Here is a 24853-nt window from a genome sequence, read left to right on the forward strand (position 1 = left end):
AATGAATCAGGACAATCTGATCGAAGTACGCGACCTCGCCGTCGAATTTATCGTCGGTGATCACAGCCAACGCGTGGTGGAAGGTGTCAGCTTCGACATCAAGCGCGGCGAAACCCTGGCCCTGGTAGGCGAAAGCGGTTCCGGCAAATCAGTGACCGCACACTCGATCCTGCGCCTGCTGCCCTACCCGCTCGCCCGGCATCCGTCCGGCACCATTGAGTACGCCGGCCAAAACCTGCTGAACCTGAAGGAAAAGACCATTCGTCACATCCGCGGCAACCGGATTGCGATGATCTTCCAGGAGCCGATGACCTCGCTCAATCCGTTGCACTCGATCGAGAAGCAGATCAACGAGGTGCTGGGCATCCACAAGGGGCTGGTCGGTAAAGTCGCGACCAAGCGTACCCTTGAGCTGCTGGAAATGGTTGGCATCCCGGAGCCGGAAAAACGCCTGAAAGCCCTGCCCCATGAGTTGTCGGGTGGTCAGCGTCAACGCGTGATGATCGCCATGGCCCTGGCCAACGAGCCGGAGTTGCTGATCGCCGACGAGCCGACCACTGCGCTGGACGTGACCGTTCAGCTGAAAATCCTCGAATTGCTCAAGGAATTGCAGGCTCGTCTGGGCATGGCGCTGCTACTGATCAGTCACGATTTGAACCTTGTTAAAAGAATTGCGCATCGCGTATGTGTCATGCAGCGCGGTTGCATCGTCGAACAGGCATCGTGCGAAGAGTTGTTCCGCGCGCCGCAGCATCCTTACACTCGGGTGCTGCTGGCAGCGGAACCCAGCGGGACACCGGCGACCAATGAAATCGGCCCGCCACTGCTGGCAGTCGAGGACCTGAAAGTCTGGTTCCCGATCAAGAAAGGCCTGCTCAAGCGCACGGTGGATTATGTCAAAGCGGTGGACGGCATCAATTTCAGCCTGCCCCAAGGCCAGACGTTGGGGATTGTGGGTGAAAGCGGTTCCGGCAAGTCGACGCTGGGGCTGGCGATCCTGAGGTTGATCGGCAGCAAAGGTGCGATCCGTTTTGAAAGCAAACAGCTAGACTGCCTGACGCAGCAACAAGTCAGGCCGCTTCGTCGAGAGATGCAGGTGGTGTTCCAGGACCCGTTTGGCAGCCTGAGCCCCCGGATGTGCGTAAGCCAGATCGTTGGCGAGGGTCTGCGGATCCACAAGATCGGCACCGAGGCGGAACAGGAACAAGCGATCATTGCGGCACTCAAGGAGGTAGGTCTGGACCCGGAAACCCGGAACCGCTACCCCCACGAATTTTCCGGTGGGCAACGGCAGAGAATCGCCATTGCCCGGGCATTAGTGCTAAAACCGGCGTTGATTCTGCTGGACGAGCCGACTTCGGCCCTCGACCGCACCGTGCAACGCCAAGTGGTGGAACTTTTGCGTTCACTGCAAAGCAAGTACAACCTGACGTATCTGTTTATCAGCCATGACCTGGCTGTGGTGAAAGCGCTGAGCCACCAGCTGATGGTGGTCAAGCATGGCCAAGTGGTCGAACAGGGAGACGCGCAAAGCATTTTTGCCGCCCCCCAACATCCCTATACACAGCAGTTGCTGGAAGCCGCTTTTTTGGCACCAGCCACTGCGCAATAACCTGAAAAGAGGAGCAACACATGGGTTTTCTCGCCGGTAAGCGCGTACTGATCGTCGGTGTCGCCAGCAAGCTGTCCATCGCATCCGGCATCGCTGCCGCCATGCATCGCGAGGGCGCTGAGCTTGCCTTCACTTATCAGAACGACAAACTCAAAGGTCGTGTCGAAGAGTTCGCACAAGGCTGGGGTTCGAGCCCTGAGCTGTGCTTCCCTTGCGACGTGGCCAGCGATGCAGAAATCGCCAAGGTCTTCGAAGAACTGAGCAAGAAGTGGGACGGCCTGGACTGCATCGTGCACTCCGTCGGCTTCGCCCCGGGCGACCAACTGGACGGCGACTTCACCGAAGCCACCACCCGTGACGGTTTCCGCATCGCTCACGACATCAGCGCCTACAGCTTCGTGGCCTTGGCCAAGGCCGGCCGCGAAATGATGAAAGGCCGCAACGGCAGCCTGCTGACCCTGTCGTACCTGGGCGCCGAACGCACCATGCCGAACTACAACGTCATGGGCATGGCCAAGGCTTCGCTGGAAGCCGGCGTTCGTTACCTGGCCGGCTCCCTGGGCCCGGACGGCACCCGCGTCAACTGCGTATCGGCCGGCCCGATCCGTACCCTCGCCGCTTCCGGCATCAAGAACTTCCGCAAGATGCTGGCCGCCAACGAAGCGCAAACCCCGCTGCGTCGCAACGTCACCATCGACGAAGTCGGCAACGCCGGTGCGTTCCTGTGCTCGGACCTGGCGTCCGGCATCAGCGGCGAAATCATGTACGTGGACGGTGGCTTCAACACCACGGCCATGGGCAACATCGAAGAGTGATCTTCGGTTAGCCATTAAAAAACCCGCCTGCTTTGGCGGGTTTTTTATGCCTGGGATTCAGTAGGCAAGCTCCTACTGGGGTTGTATCAGGCAATTGGCAAACAACTGCTGAATCGGCTGTTGTCGCTGGCTGTAGCGCTGCAACAAGACGATCTCTCGATAAAAGGTCAATTCGCCCAAACGGATCACCCTCACCTTTACCCCGCGCTCAAGCCACAACCCGGCCTCGGGCAACAGCGAAACACCCAAACCACACTCCACCATCTTCACAATGGCTTCCAGCTCATCCAGTTCCAGCGCAACGTGCACATCAATCTGTTGTTCACGCAGAAACCGCGTCACCAGTCGCCCGCCGAACGAGTTGCGGTCGTAGCGCACATGGGGGTGTTTGGCGAGTAACTGCAACGGGTCGTCGCCTTCCAGGTCGGCCGGCACGATCAGCACGAATGGTTCGCGGCGGATCACCTGTGCCGACAGCTCCTTGGGCAATTCGAATGGCGGTTTGATCATGATCGCCAAGTCCACTTCGCCAGTGTCCACCTGGCTCAATAAATTCAGCGACACACCGGGCACCAGTTTTGGTTCCAGCAACGGTGCTTGCTGGCGCAATCGCAGCAGCGTCTGGGGCAGTAACCCGGTTTGCACCGTCGCGACCGCGCCGATTTTCAGTTCGCCCCGGTACTCGCTAACGTCGTCGCTGACCGCCATGCGACTGAACGTCTCGAGCATTTCCCTGGCCATCGGCAGCGCGCGCTGCCCCGCCGCATTGAGCAGCGCCTGACGCCCGGTGCGATCGAACAAACGAATGCCGAGGGCCTGTTCCAGGTTGCGGATCTGCGCGCTGACCGCCGACTGCGTCAAACCGATGTGCATACCCGCCGCAGCGAACGTGCCGTAGCGTGCCACGGCGATAAAGGTCTTCAACTCGCGCAGCATGGCACACCTCGATTGATCGAAATAATTTGAGCTCGACGCAAAAACTATCGTCTTTCAATCAAAATGCATAGAGCTAAACTCGACTCAACTTCCCATGATCGAGGCTCGCCTGATGCAACTCTCTCCTTTTCACCTGGCCATTCCTGTCTACGACCTGGCCGCCGCACGGCACTTTTATGGCTCGGTGTTTGGCCTAGAAGAAGGTCGCTCCAGCGATCATTGGGTCGATTTCAACTTTTTCGGCCATCAACTGGTGATTCACCTGGCGCCGAAAAACGCCTCGCAGGAAGCCGCGCACACCAACGCCGTCGACGGCCATGACGTGCCGGTGCCGCACTTTGGTGTGGTGTTGGGGATGGCGGAATGGGAAACGCTGGCGGAGCGTTTGCAGTCGCTGGGGACGCGCTTCGTGATTGAGCCAGGGATTCGTTTTCAGGGGCTGGTGGGCGAACAGGCAACGATGTTTTTGTTCGATCCTTGTGGAAATGCGCTGGAGTTCAAGGCGTTCAAGGATATTGGGCAGTTGTTTGCCAAATAGCAGGATGAATGCGCAGGTTCGCATACACAGATCCTCTGTGGGAGCCAGCCTGCTGGCGATGGCGGTGTGTCTGCTGACACTTCTGTTGGATGTGCCGGCCTCATCGCCAGCAGCTAGCTCCCACAGGGGGGATGCATTCCAAATGTGGGCTATCGGCCCATCACCTTTTCAGCCCCAGCCAAAAGCTCTTCCACCGAACCATGCAGCGTCGGATCAAACTCGATCTGCCCGATGCTGAAACGAATATCAAACCCGCGTTGCACCGTGGCATTGCGTTCGTCGAGCATCTCTTCCAGCCGTGCCTTGATCGCCGTGAGATCCACGCTGCCGGAACCGGTCAGCAACGCGACAAAGGTCGCGCCTTCCAGCCGGCCGATCACATCGCTTTCCCGAAAGCCAATGCGCAGCACATCGGCGAAGGTTTTCAGAGCATCGTCGCCCTCGGCGCGGCCAAACAGGTAGTTGATGCGTTTGAACTCATCGAGGTTGAAAAACAGCAGCGTCGCTGGCCGCTCCAGTTGTGCGCTGGCCTCCAACCCCATATGAGCCAGCGCAATGAAACCGTGGCGATTAGGTAACAGCGTCAGCTCATCCATGCTTGCCATCTGCACACCCGTCAGCTCTTTTTCAGCCTTGCGGGCCAGGTCGCGCAGCAGTTCGCGTTCCTGTAACGGCGTGCGCAAAGGGTCTGCGCCTACGCCTTTTTTGTGCGGCTTACCTGAAATCAGCATCACATACTCCAGTGTGGGTATGTTCTTTAGAGCCCTCGATACCGGGTTTAACTCCCTGTTTACGGGCCGTTGGTCAGCTACCCACCACCGGACACGGCCCACCGGCATCCGCCCAGAGCTTGAATTGCGTGACGAATATGTCGTGCGCAACGGGCACCGGCGCGCGATTACCGCCCGGATTCCAGCCCCACAACACCAGTTTGTCTTCGCTGACATGTTTGATCAGCGCGGCGAAATCCCGGTCACCGTTGGCCTTGCGGTCCTTGATCATGCTGCACAGCTTGTCCGCTGGCAGGCCGATCCAGGCCATTTTGTGCGCCGCCGGCGGCAGGCTCCAATGCGGCGCACCTGGCGGCGCCTTGGGACCGTAACTGGCCGGTGGATTGGCTTCGGCGTGGCAAGTGGCGCAGGGCAAACCGGCCGCCCCTTTGCCGTCCATGCCGCGCACGACGTTCATCGCATGGGGCGTTCCGGCGTCGAACTGCAACGGCGAATCGCCGGGAATGTGGCAGTTCTGGCAACGCGGGCTCTGGAAGACTTGTCTCACGGTGTCGAAGGCTTTCAGCGCCTCCTTGTCATCGGCGAACAGCTCCGTTGCATAGATAAACAGGCAAAACAACAGTACCGAACCGAGCAACCAATGATGTCGTTTCATCTCACACCCCCGACAGCTGCAACGGCAGCTCACGCAGGCGTTGACCCGTCAGGGCGAATACCGCGTTGGCCACCGCAGGCGCCGTGGGCGGTACGCCGGCCTCGCCGATGCCACCGGGTTTATCGCTGCTGGGCACGATGTGCACTTCAACCACCGGCATCTCGTTGAGCCGCAGCACCTGATAGTCGTGGTAGTTGGATTGCACCACTTGGCCGCCCTTGAACGTCAGGTGACTGTGCAAGGTAAAGCCCAGGCCGAAGGCGATGCAGGACTCCATCTGCGCGGCAATACTCTGCGGATTGACCGCAATCCCGCAATCCACAGCGCACACCACCCGATGCACGCGAATCGCCAGGTTGTCCTGAGACACTTCGGCGACCTGCGCCACGTAACTGCCGAACGACTCATGCACCGCCACGCCCAAGGTATGGCCGTCCGGCAGCGGTGCTTTCCAATTGGCTTTTTCCACCGCCAGGTTCAACACGCCCAGGTGTCGCGGATGCTCCTTGAGCAGCGTTCGCCGGTACTCCACCGGGTCTTTGCCCGCCGCGCTGGCCAGTTCATCGATCAACGACTCCATGACAAACGCCGTATGACTGTGCCCCACCGAACGCAGCCAGAGCACACTGATGCCGGTTTTCGGTGAGTGCAGTTCAACCTGATGGTTGGCCATCCCCTCAAGATAGGGACTGTCCGCCACACCTTCGACCGAGGTCTTGTCGATACCGTCCTTGACCATGGCCGCTTCGAGCATGGTGCCGGCCATGATCGACTGGCCGACCATCACATGCTTCCACGCCACCGGCATGCCATCGGCGCCCAAACCGACCTGCGCCTGATGCAGGAAGGCCGAGCGGTAGTAGCCGCCACGGATATCGTCCTCCCGCGCCCACACGGTTTTCACCGGCCCGGCTGCGGCTTTCGCAACCTGTACCGCTTCGGCGACAAAATCCGAGGTGGGATTGGCCCGCCGACCAAAACCGCCGCCAAGAAACTCGGTATGGATCTCTACCTGCTCGGGTTTGAGCCCGGTGATCTTCCCGGCAATCATCTGATCCAGAGTCTGGAACTGCGTACCGGTCCAGATTTCGCACTTGTCCTTGCTGATTTTCACGGTGCAGTTGAGCGGTTCCATCGGCGCGTGGGCCAGGTAGGGCACGCTGTACTCGACGTCGATTTTCTTCGCCGCGTTTGCCAGCGCCGCCTGGGTATCCCCTGCCTGACTGGCCGGCAGACCGGGGGTAGCGGCGAGTTTGCGGAAGTCATCAAGCAGTTTCTGACTGTCGAGCCCGGTGTTCGGTCCCAGGTCCCACTCGACGTGCAGCGCATCGCGCCCCAGCTTCGCCGCCCAATAGTGATCGGCAATCACCGCCACGCCAGTCGGCACCTGCACCACTTTGTGCACGCCGGGTATGGCCAGCGCTTCGGCGCCTTCGAAGGATTTGACGCTGCCGCCGAACACCGGCGAACGGGCAACCATGGCGGTCATCAGCCCTTCGAACTGCACATCCATGCCGAATTTTGCACGCCCGGTGATTTTCTCCGGTGTGTCCAGGCGCTTGGTGGGCTTGCCGATGAGCGTCCAGTCCTTGGCTTCTTTGAGCTTGATCGACGCAGGGGCCGGCACCGGGAGCTTGCCGGCATCATCAGCCAATTCGCCGTAAGTAGCGTGCTGGTCGCCGGCAATCACCACGCCCGATTCGGTGCGAATCTGCGATGGCGCCACGTTGAAACGCTTGGCCGCCGCCTCGATCAACATCAATCGCGCTGCCGCACCGGCCTGGCGATAGCGATCGAACTCCATCCAGGTCGAAGTCGAACCACCGGTAATCTGCATCCCGCCAAAACCGGCCAAACCATAATCGGCGGCTGAGGCTGGCGAATGTTCGACCTTTATTTTCGACCAGTCGGCGTCCAGCTCTTCAGCGATCAGCATGGTCAGGCCCGTCCAGATGCCCTGGCCCATTTCCGAATGGCCGAGCAATACCGTGACGCTGTTGTCATTGCCGATGCGCAGGAAAGCGTTGGGTGCGAACACGTTGCCCTGGTTCTGCGCCGCCCCGGCAAAACGATGGGCACCGGGAATGACAAACGCCACCACCAGCCCGCCGCCCAACACGGCAGAACCCTTGAGAAAACCGCGACGCGATAACGGGTTGAGACTGTTCATGACCACCTCAACCCAACTCGGCGGCGCGTTTGACTGCCGCGCGAATTCTGGGATACGTGCCGCATCGGCAGATATTGCCCGACAGCGCCTGGTCGATGTCGCTGTCGGTGGGTTGTGGAATCTTCGCCAACAATGCTGCTGCCGACATGATCTGCCCGGACTGGCAGTAACCGCACTGCACCACGTCGAGCTCAGCCCAGGCTTGTTGCACCGGGTGCGAGCCGTCGGTGGACAGGCCTTCGATGGTAAGAATTTTCTGCCCATGGGCTACGGCCGTGGCGGGGGTGATGCAAGAGCGCAATGGAGCGCCATCGACGTGCACGGTGCAGGCGCCGCATTGGGCCATGCCACAGCCGAATTTGGTCCCGGTCAGGTGCGCGACATCGCGCAAGACCCAGAGCAACGGCATGTCCGCAGGGACATCCAGCTCCTGGTCCTGACCATTGATGTTCAGGGTCAACATTGCGAAGGTCCTCAGACTCACGGTGTTCTGAAGGGGGCGTCGCTGTGGTGATCTGGAACCTACGCGCGCCTCGGGTTATCCCTACAGCTAAGCGCAAATTGATCGGGTGGCTGGGGTGTATCGACCACCGGTCACGGAAGTTGTGTGGGCTCAGGTGTCCATTTCGGTTATTCAGGTAACGGCGACCTAAGGTTTGACCTGATTGCTAGCTCGCACTCATTTCTCTGTTGGAGCTGTCGGGTGCAACGAGGCTGCGATCTTTTGATGTGATACAGCCGCGATATCGGGTCGGCTGCCCGGCCGTCATCGCCAGCAGGCTGTCTCCCGCAATGGGTCAGTGTACATGCACCATAAACCGCCATTACCGCAGCAACGGATTTGTACCCAGTACAAAAACCTAAACCCTTGGCCGAAACAAAACCCCGCTATAACGCAACAAAAACACCCCAAACGCCAAACACCAAAGCAACGCCGACAACCCCAGCCCCCACCCGGAAAACGGCACCAACACCACCCGCAAAACACCTGCAAACAACACCAGAACAAACCCCGCGACAATCGCTCTCGAAGGATGCAAAGCGCGCCCGGTATGCCCCAGACTGACCCGCGCAATCATCGCCAGAATCAACCCACCCACACCACCCACCGCCAGCGAATGAGTCGCCAGACTCTGCTGCGGCAACCACCCCACGTGCCACGCCACCATGGCAAAAACTGCCACCACCAGCCAGGCATAAGACAAATACAACGACCACAACAACGGCACGCCCCACATGCCGAGGTCATGCCATCGCCACAGACGCAGCAGATGCAAACCACCCATCAACCAAAACACCGCTGCCAGCCAAAACCTGGGCACGTCATGCAAGCCAAGGGCAAATGTCAGCGCAACAAAAAAACCACTCACCATCAGGACCCGCGTGGGCCATGGATTGGCAATCGGTGAAGGCGGACGATTCAAACCACGCTGGATAAAAAACGGAATCACCCGCCCGCCAATCACACTCATCAGCGCCGCCACCAGCCACAACGCAGCCAACACACCACGCCGTTGCAGGCCGACGTCGTCGATCCAGAGGGCCCACAGCGTCATGGCCTGACACCCGGCCAACAGCGTGACCATCAACAGAATCGGATAATTGTCGCGCTTGCGGGCGGCCACCAGGTCGCGACCCAGCACCCCGGCCAGCAGTGGCAGGAAAGGTGATTGCAGCAACAGCAACACCGCAGGAGAAACCGGCAACAACCAGACGATCCGTGCCAGCAGCCAAACCAGCACCAGCCCGATCAACGGCCAGCCCTTGAGCCCCGGTCGGCCCGTCCAGTTCGGCACCGCCGTCAGCAGGAACCCGGCGATGATCGCCACAGCGAACCCGAACGGCATTTCATGCCGGTGCCAGGCGAGCATGCCGCCCACCGGTTGCGCGCCGGGTAATCGGCCATACAACCACAGTGCCCAGATCGCTACCGCCAGTGCGGCGAACGCGGCTCCCGCCAGGAAGAACGGACGAAAGCCAAGACTGAAGACGGGGGCAGCGGCCAGTTTGCGCATCAGGCCAGCGCCACTTTCAAAGGCTTGCTCAACCGGTGCTGGGACAACAGGCGCATCACATAGCCGATTTTCAGCAAGGTCGGGCCAACAATGGTCATGGCGTGCAACGACACCAGCGCCAGGATCGACAGGTGACCGTCATAAAGGTAAGCGCCATAGATCCCGGCCAGCAGCATCGCCAGGCCGACGCCGAGTACACGGCTTGAGAGCTGCAGAACATTCTGAGGATTGCTGAAGAAATGGAACATTTTCCGTACTCCTGTCGCAGTTCAGTTGTACGTCAGGTGTATCAAGTCCCGTGCCAGATTTTTAAGCCTTATAAATCAATTGCCTGATAAGACATGTGTCATATCGACTCGACCCATGAATAGTCTTAACGACAAATACCTGAGTCAAATTGACTTCTTTTTACACATCTCCCAACACACTTGTCGATCTACGGCACAACCAGACAAGCCGAGGCTGGCTACGCTGATAGTCCAGCATGCAAAAACCTGCCAAGGAGACCCGCCATGCTCCACGTTCAAAAACTCACGCCCTGCCTGTGGTTCGATGGTCAGGCTGAAGAGGCTGCGACGTTCTATTGTGCGATTTTCGATCACGCAAAAATCACCGCCATCACCCATTACGGCAAGGCTGGCCAAGAGGTTCACGGTCACGCCGAGGGCTCGGTACTGACGGTCAGTTTCGAACTCGATGGACAGACGTTCACCGGCCTCAACGGTGGCCCGAACTTTAAGTTCAACGAAGCGATCTCGTTCCAGGTCAATTGCCAGACCCAGGAAGAAGTTGACCATTTCTGGGGCCGGCTGTCTGCTGGCGGGCCGGTTGAGGCGCAGCAGTGCGGTTGGCTCAAGGATAAATTCGGCGTGTCGTGGCAGATCGTGCCGGTGGCGATGATGGAGATGCTCAAAGACCCCGACACGACCAAATCCCAGCGTGCCATGGCGGCGATGATGCAAATGAAAAAACTGAATATCGCCGAACTGCAACGAGCCTTTAATGGCGAGAGCTAATACACTCCGACGCTCATCTGCCAAGGACTGACCATGAAGCTCTCCAAGCCCAGGGACACCGACAAGGCCCCGCGTTTCTGGCGCGATGACGCCCTGCCCTTCATCGAGGCGCGCGCGATCGCCGATGGGCGCGAGGTCTGCTACACCCGGCACTCCCACGAGCACTTTTCCATCGGTGCGATCACCGCCGGGCGCAGTACTTATGTCCATGAGCAATCGCACTTCGAGGTCAGCGCCGGCACCGTGGTGCTGATGAATCCCGGTGACGTGCATGCCTGCAATCCGATCGACGACCAGCCCTGGTCGTACTTGATGCTGTACGTCGATACCGCGTGGCTCACTGACGTGCAGCATCAGCTCGGCTTCAGCGATGACCTGGCGTTTCGCCGATTTTCGATCACCCATACTGCTGACGTTGACCTGTTTGCGGGTCTGGATGGCTTGTATGACGTGCTGGTCGATCCGCAGCAGGATGTACTGCGCAAACACAGCGCGGCGGTGGAGTTTTTCAGCGAAGTGCTGCTACGCCTGAACCCCATCGATCAGCCATTGCGCGAGCCTAATTTCAAACTGGAACGCGCCGCCGATTTCATCCGCGAACACTGCACGCAGATGCTCAAGCTCGAAGACATTTGCGAGGCGGCGCAGTTGTCGCCGTCGTACCTGATCCGCGCGTTCAAGCAGCATTACGGCATGACGCCCCATGCCTTCCTGGTCAACCGGCGCATCCAGTTCGCCCGGGATCAGTTGCGCAACGGCAAGCTGATCGCCGATGTTGCACTCGAAGCAGGATTTGCCGATCAGGCGCATTTCCAGCGAGCGTTCAAACAGCATCTGGCGGCGACGCCGGGACAGTACCGCGGCTGATCAAGGCAACAACAGATACACCGCACTCACCGCCAGCAACACTGCCATGACCCGGTTGAACCAGCGCATGCCCGCCGGATTGTTCAGATAGCCACGCAAGAACGTCCCGGCATAGGCCCAGCACCCGACCGACACATAGCAGATCACCAGATACACCGCCGCGAATTGCCAGACTAAACGCGCCTCGCCATCGGCAACGAATGCGCCCATGCCGGCCACGCAGGCCAGCCAGGCCTTTGGATTGAGCCATTGCATGACCGCGCCATACAGCATCGACGGCGCGCGCCCCGAATCCTTCGCATCCAGTTGCCCGTTGTCGGCCGCCAGCTTGAAGGCCATGTACAACAGGAACGCCACACCGGCCCATTGCACGACCTGGGTCATGGCCGGCCAAATCTGCAACAGCTCGTGCAAGCCGAGCCCCATCAGCACCAGCAGCAACACAAACCCCAGGGTCGCCCCGGCCACGTGCCGCTGACTGGCCTTGAAGCCGAAACGCGCCCCCGAACTCAATGCCACGATATTCACCGGCCCCGGCGTGATCGAAGCGGCCAGCGCAAACGCGGCCATGGACATAATCAAACTCATCGCACACCTACTCTCAGTCAATTGAACCAGGCCCCAAGGTAAAGAGCCCGGTGGTGCACGTATTGAAGAAAACTGCCCTGAGCGCGTCTGTTACGAGTAATAGCCAACCACCCGCTTCACCTTCACCAACGCTTGGCGCAGCGAGCCCATATCCACCGAGCCCAGCGCCAGTCGGATCGCGTGCGGTACATGGGGGGTAATCGCAAAAGGTTCGGCGGGCGACACCGACACCTGCTCGCGCATCAACGCCATGGCGATCTGGTCGGCACGGGCGTCTTCGGCCAGCGGCAGCCAGATGAAATACGACGACGGATGGCTGATGGTCCTGAGCCCCCCAAGCACCTCCCGCGCCAGTGTTTGCCGGGCCTGAGCGTCCGTACGCTTTTGCGCTTCCAGTTTGAGCACGGTGCCGTCGTCGAGCCAGGCCGTGGCAATGGCCGTCATCACGCCCGGGGTGTTCCAGGTGGTCGCCATGATGGTGCGTTCAAATCCCGCGATCCATTGTGTCGGCGCAGCGATAAAGCCAACGCGCAAACCGGTGGCGATATTCTTCGATAAACCGCTGACGTACACGGTTCGCTCCGGCGCCATTTCAGCCAGCGGTGGCGGTACGTTTTCGGCGAGAAACGCATAGGCAGCGTCCTCGATGATCATCAGGTCGTGCTGACGCGCAATCGCCACCAACCGTTCGCGTTGCTCGACATCCATCACCCAGCCCAGCGGATTGTGCAACGTCGGCATCGCGTACACGGCGCGTACCGGACGGCTGCGGCACAGTTTTTCCAGCGCGGCCAAATCAGGTCCGTTGTCCGTCACGGGAATGGGCAGGACTTCAAGGTGCAGTGTCTCGGCCAGTGTCTTGAAACCCGGATAGGTTAGCGCGTCAGCGGCGATCACGTCGCCGGGCTTGAGCAGCGTCATCATCACCACCGCCAGGCCATGCTGGGCGCCACTGACGATCAACACCTGTTCGGCCGGCACATTCAAACCCCGCTCGTCCAGATGCCGAGCAACCGAAGCGCGCTCGTGCAGACGCCCGGCGTGGGGCTGGTAGCGCAGGAGAGCTTCCAGATCGCCGGACAACGCGAGCTGACGCAGCGCACTGCGCAACAGGTCGGCCTGACCGGGTAATGACGGATAGTTGAAGTTCAGATCGATCATGCCCGCCGCCACCACGGACTGCGAAATGCCCTGCCCCGGCGGCAGCGAAGTTTCCCTGACAAACGTCCCCCGCCCGGTTTCGCCGCTGACCAGACCCATGCCCTCAAGCTCGGCATACACCCGACTGGCGGTGACCAGCGCCAGACCGTGCTCGGTAGCCAATTGCCGGTGCGTAGGCAGGCGCGTACCGGGCGGCAGTTGCCCCGAGCGAATGTCGGCGGCAAAGGCGTCAACCAGGGTTTTGTAGCGGGAACGAGGCATGTCGAGATGTATCCATGACAATTTTTTGATTGTATTGATACTCAGCCATACGATGGCTTTCGTGCAATCAATAAGTGAGCGTGAGCCAAATGGAACGGACATCGAACCTGCAAAACCAGGTGCTGGACAGCAATGCCAGTGGCTGGATCAACGGTCTGATCGGTGTGGTGATCTTCAGCGGTTCGCTGCCCGCGACGCGGCTGGCGGTGCTCGAATTCGACCCGGTTTTCCTGACCGTGGCCCGCGCCACCATCGCGGCGATTCTGGCGCTGTGCCTGTTGCTGTTGTTCAAGGAAAAACGCCCTGCACGCCATCAAATCGTGCCGCTGATCATCGTGGCCCTGGGCGTGGTGGTCGGCTTTCCGCTGTTGACCGCGCTGGCCTTGCAGTACGTGACTTCGGCTCACTCCATCGTCTTCGTCGGCCTGCTGCCACTCGCAACAGCGGGGTTCGGTGTGCTGCGCGGCGGCGAGCGTCCACGACCGGTGTTCTGGATTTTCTCGGTGCTGGGCAGTCTGCTGGTGGTCGGGTTCGCCGCCTCCCAAGGCCTGACCGCCTCACCGCAGGGCGACATCCTGATGTTGTTGGCGATCCTGGCCTGCGGCCTCGGGTATGCCGAAGGCGCGAAGTTGTCGCGCACGCTTGGCGGCTGGCAAGTGATTTCCTGGGCGCTGGTGCTGGCGTTGCCGGTGATGGCGGCGCTGACCGGGTGGCGGATGCCGGCGTCGTTCAGCGGGATCAGCACGCCAGCGTGGTTCAGCCTGGCCTACGTGTCGCTGTTCAGCATGCTGATCGGTTTTGTGTTCTGGTATCGCGGCCTCGCCCAAGGCGGCATTGCCGCCGTTGGCCAACTGCAACTGCTGCAGCCGTTTTTTGGCTTGGCCCTCGCGGCGACCTTGCTGCACGAACACGTCAGCATTGGCATGCTTGGCGTCACGCTCGCGGTGATTCTCTGCGTCGCCGGGGCGAAGCGCTTCGCCAAATGAGCTCAAGGCACGGTGTCGACCTTGTGCGTTGTCACCGCAGGGTCCCGCCGGGCATTTTCCATGGCGGCCACCAGGTCCTTGGCACCCGAGCCCCATTTCGAAATGACCTTGAAGGCGTCGGTGAAGGAAACGTCCAGCGGATGCACACGGCTGGCTTCGAGGATGTACACCGCACCGGCCAGCGGCGTGGGCACCGACGGCACGAAAATGGTGTAACGACCGTCTTCAAACACTTCGATGATGAAGGCCGGGACCAGCGCCTCTTCGATCTCGACCAGCGCAGGTTTCCACACCGTTTGCTGGCTGTCTCCCGCCACCTGCTGCGTCAGGCTGCGGAACAGTCCGTAGCCGGGAATTCTTTCGAACACACCCTTTTCCGCTCGTTCGCGGGCCGCTCTACCCAATCGCGTGCGCAGGCCCGCGCCGATCAGGAAGCAGATCAACAACACCAGAATCAACGACAGGAATTGTTCGGCAGGCAGCCAATCCGGAAGGATTTTGGTGAAGGGCCGCACCAGTTGCCCGAGGGATTTCATGCCCTTGAGCAACACCAGAATCGCCAGGTAGATCGGGATGATGACCAGCAGACCAGCGATCACCCGCTTGGTGAAGTACGCAAGGACCTGTTTCATGTGCACTACCCTCGTCTTGGGACCGGGCCGCACGAACCGACGTCGGCTGATTGACGATAGTACGAGACCGCCAGCCTCACAAGGACAGTACCGGCACTGGGAAACAGCCCCTTGTACGGCGATTTCTGCCCATGACTGTATGGGTCAGGCACCCCGAAAGTCGTGATAAAAATACGGTTCTCGCTACAGGAGCCGCCCCCATGGACCTCGCCACCCTCACACTCTTCCTCCCGGCCTGCTTCGCCCTGAACATGGCGCCGGGGCCGAACAACCTGCTATCGGTCAGCAACTCGACCCGCTACGGCTACCGCACCGCGTGTGTGGCCGGGGTCGGCCGTTTGCTGGCGTTCGCCGGAATGATCGCCCTCGCCTCGGCGGGCCTGGCGGTGGTGCTGCAAACTTCGGAACTGCTGTTCTACGGAATCAAGATTCTCGGGGCTGCGTACCTGTTCTACCTCGCCTGGCAACTGTGGCGGGCGGACCCCGATATAGAAAACGTATCGACCGGTGCACAAGCCGGATTGCTGGCATTGGCCCGACAGGAGTTTCTGGTAGCGGCGGGCAACCCGAAAGCGATCCTGATTTTCACCGCGTTCCTCCCGCAGTTCGTCGACCCGACTCAAGCCATCACCGCGCAATTTGCGGTGTTGGGCGCAATGTTCCTGGTGCTGGAATGGATCGCCATCGCCGCCTACGCCTACATGGGCCTGCACATGCGCCGCTGGTTCGCCAAGCCGTCGGGAAAGCGGCTATTCAACCGTTGCTGCGCGGGTTTGTTGTCGGCAGCGGCCTCGGTATTGTTAATGGCACGGCGGGCCTGAATTCCCTGTCGATTTTCCGGTGGAGGCCGGCCATGACGCGTTCTATGCTGCGCCCATGAACCTACCAAACACGCTGCTTCCGCCCCACGCCGAGATGGTTCGCGCCATGCTCGAACGAGACACCGCCTACGAGGGGGTGTTCTTTACGGCGGTCAAGACCACCGGGATTTTCTGCCGCCCAGGCTGCACCGCACGCAGCCCGAAACCGGAGAATGTCGAGTTCTTCGCCCACGCCAATGAGTGCCTGGCGGCGGGCTATCGCGCGTGCCTGCGCTGCAAACCCATGGACGCCGCCGCGATCGCGCCGGACTGGGTGCAGAAGCTATTGAAATCGGTCGACATTGATTCCGAGCTGCGCTGGACCGATGCTCAGTTGCAGACCGAAGGCATCGAACCGCTGAAGTTGCGGCGCTGGTTCAAGCAGCATTTCGGCATGACCTTTCATGCCTGGCTGCGCACCCGGCGCCTGGGCATGGCGTTAGGCGGGATCAAGCAGGGCGATTCGATCGACAGCGCGGCGTTCGATTCAGGTTACGAATCCCTGAGCGGGTTTCGCGATGCGTTTCAGAAGTCCTTCCACATCACTCCAGGTCGCGCCGCCAACAGTGAGCCCTTGCTGTTCACCCGGCTGACCACGCCGCTGGGGCCGATGATCGCCATGGCCGAGCGTCGTGGACTGGTGCTGCTGGAGTTTCTCGACCAGCCTTCGCTGACCCGTGAAGTGGATGCGCTACAGAATCGCCATGGGTACGCCGTGGCACCGGGACACAACAGGCATTTGCAGCAAATCGAAGAGCAACTGGCCGCGTATTTTGCCGGTAACCGCACTGAATTCAGCGTGGCCCTGCACATGCCCGGCAGCGAGTTCTCCCGACAAGTCTGGGCCGAACTGGCAAAAATCCCCTACGGACGGACCACGTCCTACGGCGCTATCGCAGCGACGCTCGGCAAGCCTGGCGCCAGTCGCGCCGTGGGTCTGGCCAACGGGCACAACCGCCTCTCGATTGTCGTGCCCTGCCATCGGGTGATCGGTGCCGACGGCTCGTTGACGGGCTACGCTGGAGGCCAACCGCGCAAGGCGTTTCTGCTCAGGCTGGAACACGCGGCGGTGCAGATCACTGAACAACTCGCACTCTGATCCCCATAAGGAAGGAAATCCGATGGACAGGCTCGACAACCAACTCCACCAACTGCACCACGACGGCCTGCTGATCCTCACCAACGTCGCCGATGCCGCCGGGGCGCGGTTGGTGGAGCAACTGGGCAACAAGGCAGTGGCCACCAGCAGTGCGGCGGTGGCCTGGGTGCATGGCTATCCCGATGGCAACACCTTGCCCCTTGAGCGACTGGTGTCGACGGTCGAGTCCATTGCCCGGGTGATTTCGGTGCCGCTGACCGTAGACATCGAGGCCGGTTACTCCGATGACCTGGAGCGGGTTGCGCAGGTGATTGACGCGGTGATCGTCGCTGGCGCTGTCGGGATCAATATCGAGGACGGTTCTTCGCCACCCGAACTGCTGGTCCGCAAGATCGAGACCGCACGCCGGGTCGCCAATGAGCGCAAGGTGAATCTGTTTATCAATGCCCGCACCGATGTCTATCTCAGAGGCCTGGTGCCGGCCGAAGACCGGGTGGCCGAAACCCTCAGGCGGGCCACGCTGTATCAGGCGGCCGGTGCCAACGGGCTGTTTGCGGCAGGGGTCACCTCCGAGTACGAAATTGCGGCGCTGTGCAAGGGCACGTCGCTGCCACTCAATGTTCTCGGTTTCCCCGGCTTGCCATCGCCGCAAGCCTTGAAAGCCCTCGGCGTGCGTCGCTTGAGCGCCGGTTCGGGCATCGCCGAATTCCTCTACGGTGCCATGGCGGGTCTGGCCAAGGGTTTTCTGGAAACCGGAAAGCTCGACAGCCACGACCTCAAGGCACTCACCTACGGAGAAGTGAACGCGCTATTGCAGCCGTCCGCAAAAGCCTGAGCCCATGCCCGACCGTTATCGCCCCGCCACCGAGCTTCTCTCGTCTATCGATGACGATTGGCGTCGGCATATCACTGCCGTCGGCCCGTGCCTGCACCAACCCCACCCGGCGCGTGATCCCTATGAGTCGCTGGTGCGGGCGATTGCCTATCAACAACTGCATGCCAGGGCCGGGGATGCGATTGTCGGACGGCTGCTGGCGCTGTTTCCAGCGAGTGCGTTCCCACGGCCGGAGCAAATCGTCGCCACTGATTTTGACCGACTGCGCGGTTGCGGTTTTTCCGCCAGCAAGATCGCGACCATCCAGGGCATCGCCCAGGCGACGCTGGATGGCGTGGTGCCGGATTACGCCACGGCGCTGGCCATGGAGGATGAGGCGCTGATCGAGCGCCTGATCACGTTGCGCGGTGTGGGTCGCTGGACCGTCGAGATGCTGTTGATCTACAGCCTCGAACGGCCGGACATTTTGCCGGCCGATGACTTTGGCGTGCGTGAGGGGTATCGGCGGCTCAAGGGGCTGGAGGTGCAGCCGACGCGCAAGCAGATGATTGAGATCGGCTTGGCGTGGAGTCCTTATCGGACAGTGGCTGCGTGGTATTTATGGCGGGTTCCCACCCGATAGACCGCATCTCCCCCCTGCCGGAATCGGGGTGACCTCACAACCCCGATTTCAACCGACTGAACGCCCGGATCAATGCCCGGTTGAACGCCTTGCCATTGTCATTCTTGCTGTACAACGACGCACGAACCGCCTGCGCCGGATAGGTCCCCGGATCGTCTCGAATCGCCGGGTCGATCAGGCCATCCGCCGCCGTGATTGCATTGGCGTAGTGGATGGTGTCGGTGATCGGCGCGATCACTTCAGGGGTCATCAGGTAGTCCATCAATGCCAGTCCGGCCTGAGGATGCGGCGCGTCCTTGGGAATGACCATGGCATCGAACCAGATCAACGTACCCTCCTTCGCAATCCGGTATTTCAATGTGTATGGCTTGTTCGCCGCTTCCGCCTGACCTGCCGCGATAGCCACGTTGCCGTTCCACGACATCGCCACGCAGGTGTTGCCATTGGCCAGGTCGCTGATGTTCAGGTCGTTGTCGAAATAGCGGATGTACGGGCGAATTTTCGCCAGTTGCTGCTCGGCCAGTTTCAGGTCGTCGAGGTTCTGGCGATTGATGTCCAGGCCCATGTACTTCATGACGGCGGCGAACACTTCATTGGGATCGTTGAGCAGGCTGACCCCGCAATCGGCGAATTTCGACACCACGGCCGGGTCGAACAGCATCGCCCAACTGTCCGTGGGCGCATCGGCCAGACGCTGCTTGACCGCCTCTTGCTGGTAGCCCACACCGGTGGTGCCCCAGGCGTAGATGCCGGCGTAACGATTGCCCGGATCGAACACCGCCATGTGCTGGCGAAACTCCTCGCTGACCCCGGCAAAGTGCGGCAGTTGCTGCTTGTCCACAGTCTGGATCGCGCCGCTCTGAATCGCCCGGGACAGATGTTGCCCCGCCGTCAGTACCAGGTCATAGCCACTGCGGCCGGTGAGCAGTTTGGTCTCGACGGTTTCCAGGGAATCGAAGTGATCGACCACCACATGGATGCCGGTTTTCGCCTCGAAATTCTTCAGGGTGTCCGGGGCCAGGTACTCGCCCCAGATGTAAAGATTGACCACCGGTTTGGCGGTGTCAGCGGCCTGCACACACAGGGGTGCAAGCACCAGCATCAACGCTTGAGTCAGTTTGTGCAGGCCCATGGTTTACGCTCCCTTTTTGTTGCTGGAAGTGCCGGCGTATTGCGGCATGGTGATGCACGCGACGTTGCCGCCGCCGAGGAGAATTTCCCGGGAGTTCTCGATGCCGACGATAGTGTGCTGCGGGAACAGTTCGGCGAGAGTCGCCATCGCCACTTTGTCGTTACGGTCACCGAACAACGGCACCACGATCGAGCTGTTGCCGGCGTAGTAGTTGATGTACGACGCGCAGATTTTCGTCCCCGCCTGACGGGTATGGGTGCTGTCCTGTTGGTCCAGGCCTTCAGCCTCTTCAGCGGTCCATTCCAGCACATCCGGTTGCGGCAGTTTGTGCACGGTCAACTCACGGCCACGGCTGTCGCGCGTGCTGCGCAGGATGTCGTAGGCCTCCTGATAAATTTCCCACTGCGGGTCATCGCGATTGTCGGTCCATTGCAACACCACTTCACCGGGGCGCACGAAACAGGCGAGGTCGTCAACGTGGCCATCGGTTTCATCGAACTTGCAGCCGCGAGGCAGCCAGATCACTTGCTCGGCGCCGAGGTAGTCGGTCAAGCGGCGGGTGACTTCATCCTTGCCCAGATGCTGGTTGCGATTGCGGTTGAGCAGACACTGTTCGGTGGTGAGGATGCTGCCCTGGCCGTCGCTCTGGATGCCGCCGAGCTCGGCAATCAACGGTGCGCGATAACGGTCGAAGCGTTCGATTTCGAGGATCTTGCTGGCGATCTGATCGTCCTTGTCCCACGGGTAGTACAAGCCACCGTCGAGACCGCCATAGGCGTTGAATTCGAAGTCGACACCACGCACTTCGCCGCTTTGGTCGTTGGCCACAAAGCACGGGCCGCTGTCGCGGAACCAAGTGTCGTTGCAGGTCATTTCCACCACCCGCACTTGCGGCGGCAACTGCCGGCGGGCAGTGGCGAACTGCGCGGCGGAGGCACACACGGTGACCGGTTCGCTCATGGAAATCGCCGTGACGATCTGCACCCAGACTTTCTGCGCAGGCTTGGCGCCATTGCGCCACACGTCGGTGCGCTCCGGCCAGCCGAGCCAGCAACCGGACTTGGCTTCGAATTCGCCGGGCAGGCGGAAACCGTCGAGTTTGGGCGTGGAATCGAGCAAACGTGCCATGGGCAAACCTCATCAGGGGGATTGGAATGACCACAGGCTAAAGTCGCCGGCACCCTCCTCGCCAACGATGATTATTTCGGAACACTTGAATTTAACTCATCAATCAATCAACTGATCGTTGAACCATTGCAGCATCTGCGTCACCGCCGGGCGCTCCAGCCGCACGCGTTCGCACACCAGCGCATATTGGCCCAACGCAGTCATGCTCGAAGTAAACGGCCGTACCAGTCGACCGCTGAGCAGGTCTTCCTGCGCCGTCAGGTTGTCGCCCATGGCCACGCCCTGCCCCTGCGCCGCCGCTTCCAGCGCTAACCCGGCGTGGGCGAAATACAGTTGTCGTTCGGGGCGTTGATCGCCGGCATGACTGGTGAGCCAGGCGGTCCAGGTCTTGCCGTCCTGATCGTCGTGCAGCAGGCAATGGCGCGCGAGATCCTTTGGTGTTTTCAGCGTGCCCTGGTTGAACAGGCCGGGGCTGCACACCGGAAAGAACTGCAAAGCCGGCAATGGCCGGACGAAATACGCGCTGCTGTCCACCGGCCCGGTGCCGTAAGTGATTGCCAGGTCGATGTCCTCTCCCGGCGCCGTGGCGTCGATGGGCTGTTCGTAGAGATGCAGGGTGATGTGCGGATACCGCGCGTAGAAATCCGTGAGGCGGCTCATCAGCCATTTCTGCGCCAATTCAGCCGTCACGGCCAGGCGCAACACGGCGAGGGATGACGGATCGCGCAATTCGTCGCACGCCTCGCCGATCAGTTCGAAGGCTTGCTGCAGGCTTTGCATGAGGCGCCCGGCGGCCATGGTCGGGCGAATCTGCCGGCCTTCACGCACGAACAGCGACACACCGAGCTGCTCTTCGAGCTGGCGGATCTGGTGGCTGACAGCGCTGTCGGTCACGCAGAGCTCGACGGCTGCCCGGCCGAAGTGAGCGTGGCGGGCGGCGCATTCGAAGGTTCTGAGGGCTGCCAGGGAGGGTAAGCGTCGCATCGGGTCAAGTCCGGGGTTCGGGGATGTCCATGCTGACTTGATGGCCCCTGAGCGTCCAGTGGGACCGACCGAGTCGATTGCGCAACGGCATGAGCGGTTGGGGTTGAGTAAATAACGCCAACGACAACTTCCCACAAACCTTTTGCAATACACGTTACTTAACGCCAGAAAACAAAACTGCTTAATCTAGGCGTGCAGCACAACCCCACATCAAATCATAAGCATGGATAGCAAAATGAACATCGACACTGAACAATCGTTCGTCGCGACACTTAATATGTTCGACCACAAAGTGAATCTTCTTGAACTACTGCATGGCAAGCCTGCACTGGCCACCATCCACCTGTTCAGCGGTGGATTCTTTACCGGAAAACCTCAGACTCGTGATCACTCGAGTCTGTTAGGCATCCGGCCAAATGCCCAGTCCGGCCCAGTGCAACCACTGAAGTTGCACTTTCAGTACACCACCGCCGGTTACGTGATTTCCATAAGAAACGAAGGAGAACACTACAACAAGAAAATCAGCGAAAGTTGGATGGAAGTGCTCGGCACGGCGGATTCGGAAGATGATGAGCCGACAGTTTTTACTCTTGTGAATCAACAAAACAAGCCCGTCACCTTGAAAGACTTGCGGACAGTCCACATACCCATATCTCTAATGACTGAAGACAAAAAATATGTAGGCGGGTTTACTGTAAGGGGCTCACCTTATATTTACCTTGCCAACACCCATGAGCGTTCAAAAATAACCTTCATCGTCAGTATCCTGGAAAGAAAGGTGTCTCACTCTGTGGCCTGAGCCCTTCATTGATGGCAAAAAAAATCGGCCTGGATGGCCGATTTTTTCTGGGCATTTTTCGTCGATTACGCCGCCGGCACACCGCTGTGAAAGCGGAATTCCACGTCCGGCGATTCGATCAGTTCCTGCTCGGCAGCCCGGACCTTGTCGATCACCTGGGCGATGTCCTTGGCGTCGCCATACTGGTAGGCCAGTTTCAGGTAACCCTGGAAATGCCGCGCCTCGCTTTTGAGCAGGCCGAAATAGAACTTGCCCAGCTCTTCGTCCAGGTGCGGCACCAGCGCCTCGAAACGCTCGCAACTGCGGGCTTCGATGAACGCGCCAACCACCAGCGTATCCACCAGTTTCACCGGCTCATGACTGCGCACCACTTTGCGCAGGCCCGAGGCGTAACGCCCGGCGGACAGCTGACGCAGTTCGATCTTGCGCTTTTTCATCAGGCGCATGACTTGTTCATGGTGCACCAGCTCTTCCCGGGCCAGACGCGACATCATGTTGATCAGATCAACGTGAGAGTGATACTTGGCAATGAGGCTCAGCGCGGTGCTGGCAGCCTTGAATTCGCAATTCTTGTGGTCGATCAGCAGGGTTTCCTGATCGGCCAGCGCAGCCTGGACCCAGCCGTCGGGGGTGCGACAGCCAAGGAATTCGTGAATTTCGGGAAGGATCATGGGGCCCACGGGATAAAAGGTTCAAAACGAAGGGCGCCGATTATACCGGCCTGCGGGCAGACCACCAGTCGCCGACCGTTGATATGTATCAACACCCAGGCCCGCGGGCAGCAACTATAGTTGTGCAACGCCGTGCTTTTTCAAATTCAGGAGATCCCGATCATGCAAGCCATACGCAGCATTCTGGTGGTCATCGAGCCCGAACACGCGGAGAGCCTGGCGCTCAAACGGGCCAAGTTGATTGCCGGTGTGACCCAGGCGCATTTGCACCTGCTGGTGTGCGATCCAAAACATGATCACAGCGGCATGCTCGGTGTGCTCAAGGCCGCATTGCTGGAGGACGGCTACAGTGTCACCACTGAACAGGCCTGGAACGAAAGCCTGCATGAAACCATCGTCGATGTGCAGCAGGCCGAAGGCTGCGGACTGGTGATCAAGCAGCACTTCCCCGACAGTGCGTTGAAAAGAGCCCTGTTGACCCCCGCCGACTGGAAGTTGCTGCGCCATTGCCCGACTCCGGTGCTGCTGGTGAAAACCGCCGGCTCATGGAAGGACAAGGTGATCCTGGCGGCCGTCGACGTCGGCAACTCCGACCCGGAACACCGTCACCTGCACAACACCATCATCGATCACGGCTATGACATCGCCACCCTGGCCAAGGCCCACTTGCACGTGATCGCCGCCCACCCGTCACCGATGCTGTCGTCGGCCGACCCGACGTTTCAGCTCAGCGACACCATCGCGGCGCGCTATCGTGAACAGTGCAAGGCGTTCCAGGCGGAATTCGATATCGACGATGAGCACCTGCACGTCGAGGAAGGCCCCGCCGATGTGTTGATTCCGTTCATGGTGCACAAGCTGCAGGCAGCAGTGACGGTGATCGGCACCGTGGCGCGCAGCGGGTTTTCAGGGACGTTGATCGGCAATACGGCGGAAGTGGTGCTCGATGCGGTGGAGAGCGATGTGCTGGTGCTCAAGCCGCAGGAGATCGAGGACCATCTGGAGGAGATTGCCGGCAAACATTGAAGCCTGCCGGACATTTGTGGCGAGGGAGCTTGCTCCCGCCGGGTTGCGAAGCGACCCCTGCATTCGCGCAGACACACCGTGTCAGCCGAATTCGCGACGGCTACGCCGCCGAGCGGGAGCAAGCTCCCTCGCCACAGTTCGGTGGGTCAGCTGCCAAAGGCGTCCTGCAGGAATCCCGGCGCAATGTAGCGCTGGTAATGCGCCTCGGAGAGCAGGAAAAACTCCCGATCAATGGCATCGCGCAACGCCGGCAGGTTCCAGTCGCGGAACTCCGGCAACAACACCATCCCGTAGGCTTCCAGATTGTTGATCACCCGCGCGCCCCGCGCGATCAACTGATAGGCCCAGCAATACTCGGACTGATGCGGCACAAAGCGGATCTTGCGTTGTTCGAGCTGCGTTCTGAGCAGCGCCGGGTCAAAAATCTCCACCTTGGCCGCCATTACCTGAGACAACAGCTGCTCAAGACGCAGCCACACCGCGCGTTTTTCTTCCTCGTTGTAGCCGTTCCAATGAATCACTTCGTGGTGGAAACGCTTGCAGCCACGGCACACCAGGTCACCGTAAACAGTGGAGCAAAGGCCGACGCAGGGGGTCTTGATGGTCTGATTGGGCATAGGTAGGCAGAACGCGAAAAAGCAAAACAGGCCGGCATGTTAGCCCTTTGTCCGATATTCATCACCCCTCAAACTCAAGGGGTTAAGGTCTATGGCC

General features: G+C 60.2%; 27 protein-coding genes. 12 read left to right on the forward strand and 15 right to left on the reverse strand.

Annotation, left to right across the window (positions count from 1 at the left end; translation table 11 throughout):
- Position 1 precedes the first annotated feature (1 nt).
- Positions 2 to 1612, forward strand: a complete 1611-nt coding sequence (locus tag ACNYC6_RS02050) for an ABC transporter ATP-binding protein (RefSeq protein WP_419710844.1) — start codon at positions 2 to 4, stop codon at positions 1610 to 1612.
- 20 nt (positions 1613 to 1632) lie between these two features.
- The gene (fabI, locus tag ACNYC6_RS02055; RefSeq protein WP_150768896.1) at positions 1633 to 2427 is read left to right on the forward strand and encodes an enoyl-ACP reductase FabI; all 795 of its coding nucleotides are present in this window, start codon (positions 1633 to 1635) and stop codon (positions 2425 to 2427) included.
- Between the two features lie 72 nt (positions 2428 to 2499).
- Here fabI and ACNYC6_RS02060 read toward each other — a convergent pair whose 3' ends face one another.
- Positions 2500 to 3363, reverse strand: coding sequence for a LysR family transcriptional regulator (locus ACNYC6_RS02060; protein WP_419710845.1), 864 nt, complete (start codon positions 3361 to 3363; stop codon positions 2500 to 2502).
- Between the two features lie 112 nt (positions 3364 to 3475).
- Between ACNYC6_RS02060 and ACNYC6_RS02065 the strand changes: the two genes are divergently transcribed.
- Positions 3476 to 3901 (forward strand): VOC family protein, encoded by a 426-nt coding sequence (locus tag ACNYC6_RS02065; protein ID WP_419710846.1) that lies wholly within the window; start codon positions 3476 to 3478, stop codon positions 3899 to 3901.
- A gap of 149 nt (positions 3902 to 4050) precedes the next feature.
- On the opposite strand, the gene ACNYC6_RS02070 is transcribed toward ACNYC6_RS02065, so the two are convergent.
- The 6 genes from ACNYC6_RS02070 to ACNYC6_RS02095 all read right to left on the reverse strand — a co-directional run bounded on the left by ACNYC6_RS02070 (position 4051) and on the right by ACNYC6_RS02095 (position 9720).
- Positions 4051 to 4632, reverse strand: a complete 582-nt coding sequence (locus tag ACNYC6_RS02070) for a GGDEF domain-containing protein (RefSeq protein ID WP_419710847.1) — start codon at positions 4630 to 4632, stop codon at positions 4051 to 4053.
- Positions 4633 to 4705: 73 nt separating this feature from the next.
- A complete protein-coding gene (locus ACNYC6_RS02075; RefSeq protein WP_419710848.1) occupies positions 4706 to 5287 on the reverse strand; it encodes a hypothetical protein in 582 nt (193 codons plus the stop codon).
- 1 nt (position 5288) lies between these two features.
- On the reverse strand, positions 5289 to 7457 hold the full coding sequence (locus tag ACNYC6_RS02080; RefSeq protein WP_419710849.1) for a molybdopterin cofactor-binding domain-containing protein: 2169 nt from the start codon (positions 7455 to 7457) through the stop codon (positions 5289 to 5291).
- Positions 7458 to 7464: 7 nt separating this feature from the next.
- Complete coding sequence (locus ACNYC6_RS02085; RefSeq protein ID WP_160389805.1) at positions 7465 to 7920, reverse strand: (2Fe-2S)-binding protein; 456 nt, start codon at positions 7918 to 7920, stop codon at positions 7465 to 7467.
- Positions 7921 to 8317: 397 nt separating this feature from the next.
- Positions 8318 to 9472, reverse strand: coding sequence for an NnrS family protein (locus tag ACNYC6_RS02090; RefSeq protein WP_419710850.1), 1155 nt, complete (start codon positions 9470 to 9472; stop codon positions 8318 to 8320).
- Positions 9472 to 9720, reverse strand: a complete 249-nt coding sequence (locus tag ACNYC6_RS02095) for a transmembrane sensor/regulator PpyR (protein ID WP_419710851.1) — start codon at positions 9718 to 9720, stop codon at positions 9472 to 9474. The genes ACNYC6_RS02090 and ACNYC6_RS02095 overlap by 1 nt, the downstream gene beginning before the upstream one ends.
- 264 nt (positions 9721 to 9984) lie before the next feature.
- Here ACNYC6_RS02095 and ACNYC6_RS02100 point away from each other — a divergent pair, with 264 nt between their 5' ends.
- On the forward strand, positions 9985 to 10488 hold the full coding sequence (locus ACNYC6_RS02100) for a VOC family protein (protein WP_419710852.1): 504 nt from the start codon (positions 9985 to 9987) through the stop codon (positions 10486 to 10488).
- Positions 10489 to 10521: 33 nt separating this feature from the next.
- Positions 10522 to 11355 carry an AraC family transcriptional regulator gene (locus ACNYC6_RS02105; RefSeq protein ID WP_419710853.1) on the forward strand — a complete coding sequence of 278 codons (834 nt, stop codon included), beginning with the start codon at positions 10522 to 10524 and terminating at the stop codon, positions 11353 to 11355.
- On the opposite strand, the gene ACNYC6_RS02110 is transcribed toward ACNYC6_RS02105, so the two are convergent.
- Positions 11356 to 11943 carry a LysE family translocator gene (locus tag ACNYC6_RS02110; protein ID WP_419710854.1) on the reverse strand — a complete coding sequence of 196 codons (588 nt, stop codon included), beginning with the start codon at positions 11941 to 11943 and terminating at the stop codon, positions 11356 to 11358.
- 90 nt (positions 11944 to 12033) lie between these two features.
- On the reverse strand, positions 12034 to 13365 hold the full coding sequence (locus tag ACNYC6_RS02115; protein WP_419710855.1) for a PLP-dependent aminotransferase family protein: 1332 nt from the start codon (positions 13363 to 13365) through the stop codon (positions 12034 to 12036).
- A gap of 89 nt (positions 13366 to 13454) precedes the next feature.
- On the opposite strand from ACNYC6_RS02115, the gene ACNYC6_RS02120 reads away from it, so the two are divergent.
- A complete protein-coding gene (locus ACNYC6_RS02120) occupies positions 13455 to 14351 on the forward strand; it encodes a DMT family transporter (RefSeq protein ID WP_419710856.1) in 897 nt (298 codons plus the stop codon).
- Positions 14352 to 14353: 2 nt separating this feature from the next.
- Here the strand turns inward: ACNYC6_RS02120 and ACNYC6_RS02125 are convergent, their stop codons facing one another.
- Positions 14354 to 14983, reverse strand: coding sequence for a DUF502 domain-containing protein (locus tag ACNYC6_RS02125; RefSeq protein ID WP_419710857.1), 630 nt, complete (start codon positions 14981 to 14983; stop codon positions 14354 to 14356).
- A 200-nt stretch (positions 14984 to 15183) separates the two neighbouring features.
- On the opposite strand from ACNYC6_RS02125, the gene ACNYC6_RS02130 reads away from it, so the two are divergent.
- From ACNYC6_RS02130 to ACNYC6_RS02145, 4 genes are read left to right on the forward strand one after another with little or no spacing between them, the layout of a single operon-like run.
- Positions 15184 to 15804 (forward strand): LysE family translocator, encoded by a 621-nt coding sequence (locus ACNYC6_RS02130; protein ID WP_419710858.1) that lies wholly within the window; start codon positions 15184 to 15186, stop codon positions 15802 to 15804.
- A 55-nt stretch (positions 15805 to 15859) separates the two neighbouring features.
- Positions 15860 to 16942 carry a bifunctional transcriptional activator/DNA repair enzyme AdaA gene (locus ACNYC6_RS02135; RefSeq protein WP_419710859.1) on the forward strand — a complete coding sequence of 361 codons (1083 nt, stop codon included), beginning with the start codon at positions 15860 to 15862 and terminating at the stop codon, positions 16940 to 16942.
- 22 nt (positions 16943 to 16964) lie between these two features.
- Positions 16965 to 17777: an isocitrate lyase/PEP mutase family protein gene (locus ACNYC6_RS02140; RefSeq protein WP_419710860.1), complete on the forward strand. Its 813-nt coding sequence runs from the start codon at positions 16965 to 16967 to the stop codon at positions 17775 to 17777.
- 4 nt (positions 17778 to 17781) lie between these two features.
- Complete coding sequence (locus ACNYC6_RS02145) at positions 17782 to 18399, forward strand: DNA-3-methyladenine glycosylase family protein (protein WP_419710861.1); 618 nt, start codon at positions 17782 to 17784, stop codon at positions 18397 to 18399.
- A gap of 34 nt (positions 18400 to 18433) precedes the next feature.
- Here the strand turns inward: ACNYC6_RS02145 and ACNYC6_RS02150 are convergent, their stop codons facing one another.
- The 3 genes from ACNYC6_RS02150 to ACNYC6_RS02160 form a co-directional block, all read right to left on the reverse strand.
- Complete coding sequence (locus ACNYC6_RS02150; RefSeq protein ID WP_419710862.1) at positions 18434 to 19531, reverse strand: extracellular solute-binding protein; 1098 nt, start codon at positions 19529 to 19531, stop codon at positions 18434 to 18436.
- A gap of 3 nt (positions 19532 to 19534) precedes the next feature.
- Complete coding sequence (gene aguA / locus ACNYC6_RS02155) at positions 19535 to 20659, reverse strand: agmatine deiminase (RefSeq protein ID WP_419710863.1); 1125 nt, start codon at positions 20657 to 20659, stop codon at positions 19535 to 19537.
- A gap of 99 nt (positions 20660 to 20758) precedes the next feature.
- Positions 20759 to 21643 carry a LysR substrate-binding domain-containing protein gene (locus tag ACNYC6_RS02160; RefSeq protein ID WP_419710864.1) on the reverse strand — a complete coding sequence of 295 codons (885 nt, stop codon included), beginning with the start codon at positions 21641 to 21643 and terminating at the stop codon, positions 20759 to 20761.
- A 235-nt stretch (positions 21644 to 21878) separates the two neighbouring features.
- Here ACNYC6_RS02160 and ACNYC6_RS02165 point away from each other — a divergent pair, with 235 nt between their 5' ends.
- Positions 21879 to 22442, forward strand: a complete 564-nt coding sequence (locus tag ACNYC6_RS02165; RefSeq protein ID WP_419710865.1) for a hypothetical protein — start codon at positions 21879 to 21881, stop codon at positions 22440 to 22442.
- Between the two features lie 65 nt (positions 22443 to 22507).
- On the opposite strand, the gene ACNYC6_RS02170 is transcribed toward ACNYC6_RS02165, so the two are convergent.
- Entirely contained in the window at positions 22508 to 23113 is a 606-nt protein-coding gene (locus ACNYC6_RS02170) for a tRNA-(ms[2]io[6]A)-hydroxylase (RefSeq protein WP_419710866.1), read from the reverse strand.
- 162 nt (positions 23114 to 23275) lie between these two features.
- On the opposite strand from ACNYC6_RS02170, the gene ACNYC6_RS02175 reads away from it, so the two are divergent.
- A complete protein-coding gene (locus ACNYC6_RS02175) occupies positions 23276 to 24139 on the forward strand; it encodes a universal stress protein (protein ID WP_419710867.1) in 864 nt (287 codons plus the stop codon).
- Between the two features lie 146 nt (positions 24140 to 24285).
- On the opposite strand, the gene ACNYC6_RS02180 is transcribed toward ACNYC6_RS02175, so the two are convergent.
- Positions 24286 to 24756: a DUF1289 domain-containing protein gene (locus ACNYC6_RS02180; protein ID WP_419710868.1), complete on the reverse strand. Its 471-nt coding sequence runs from the start codon at positions 24754 to 24756 to the stop codon at positions 24286 to 24288.
- Positions 24757 to 24853 lie beyond the last annotated feature (97 nt).

It is taken from the genome of Pseudomonas sp. NFX224, from assembly GCF_048565165.1.
Lineage (GTDB): Bacteria > Pseudomonadota > Gammaproteobacteria > Pseudomonadales > Pseudomonadaceae > Aquipseudomonas.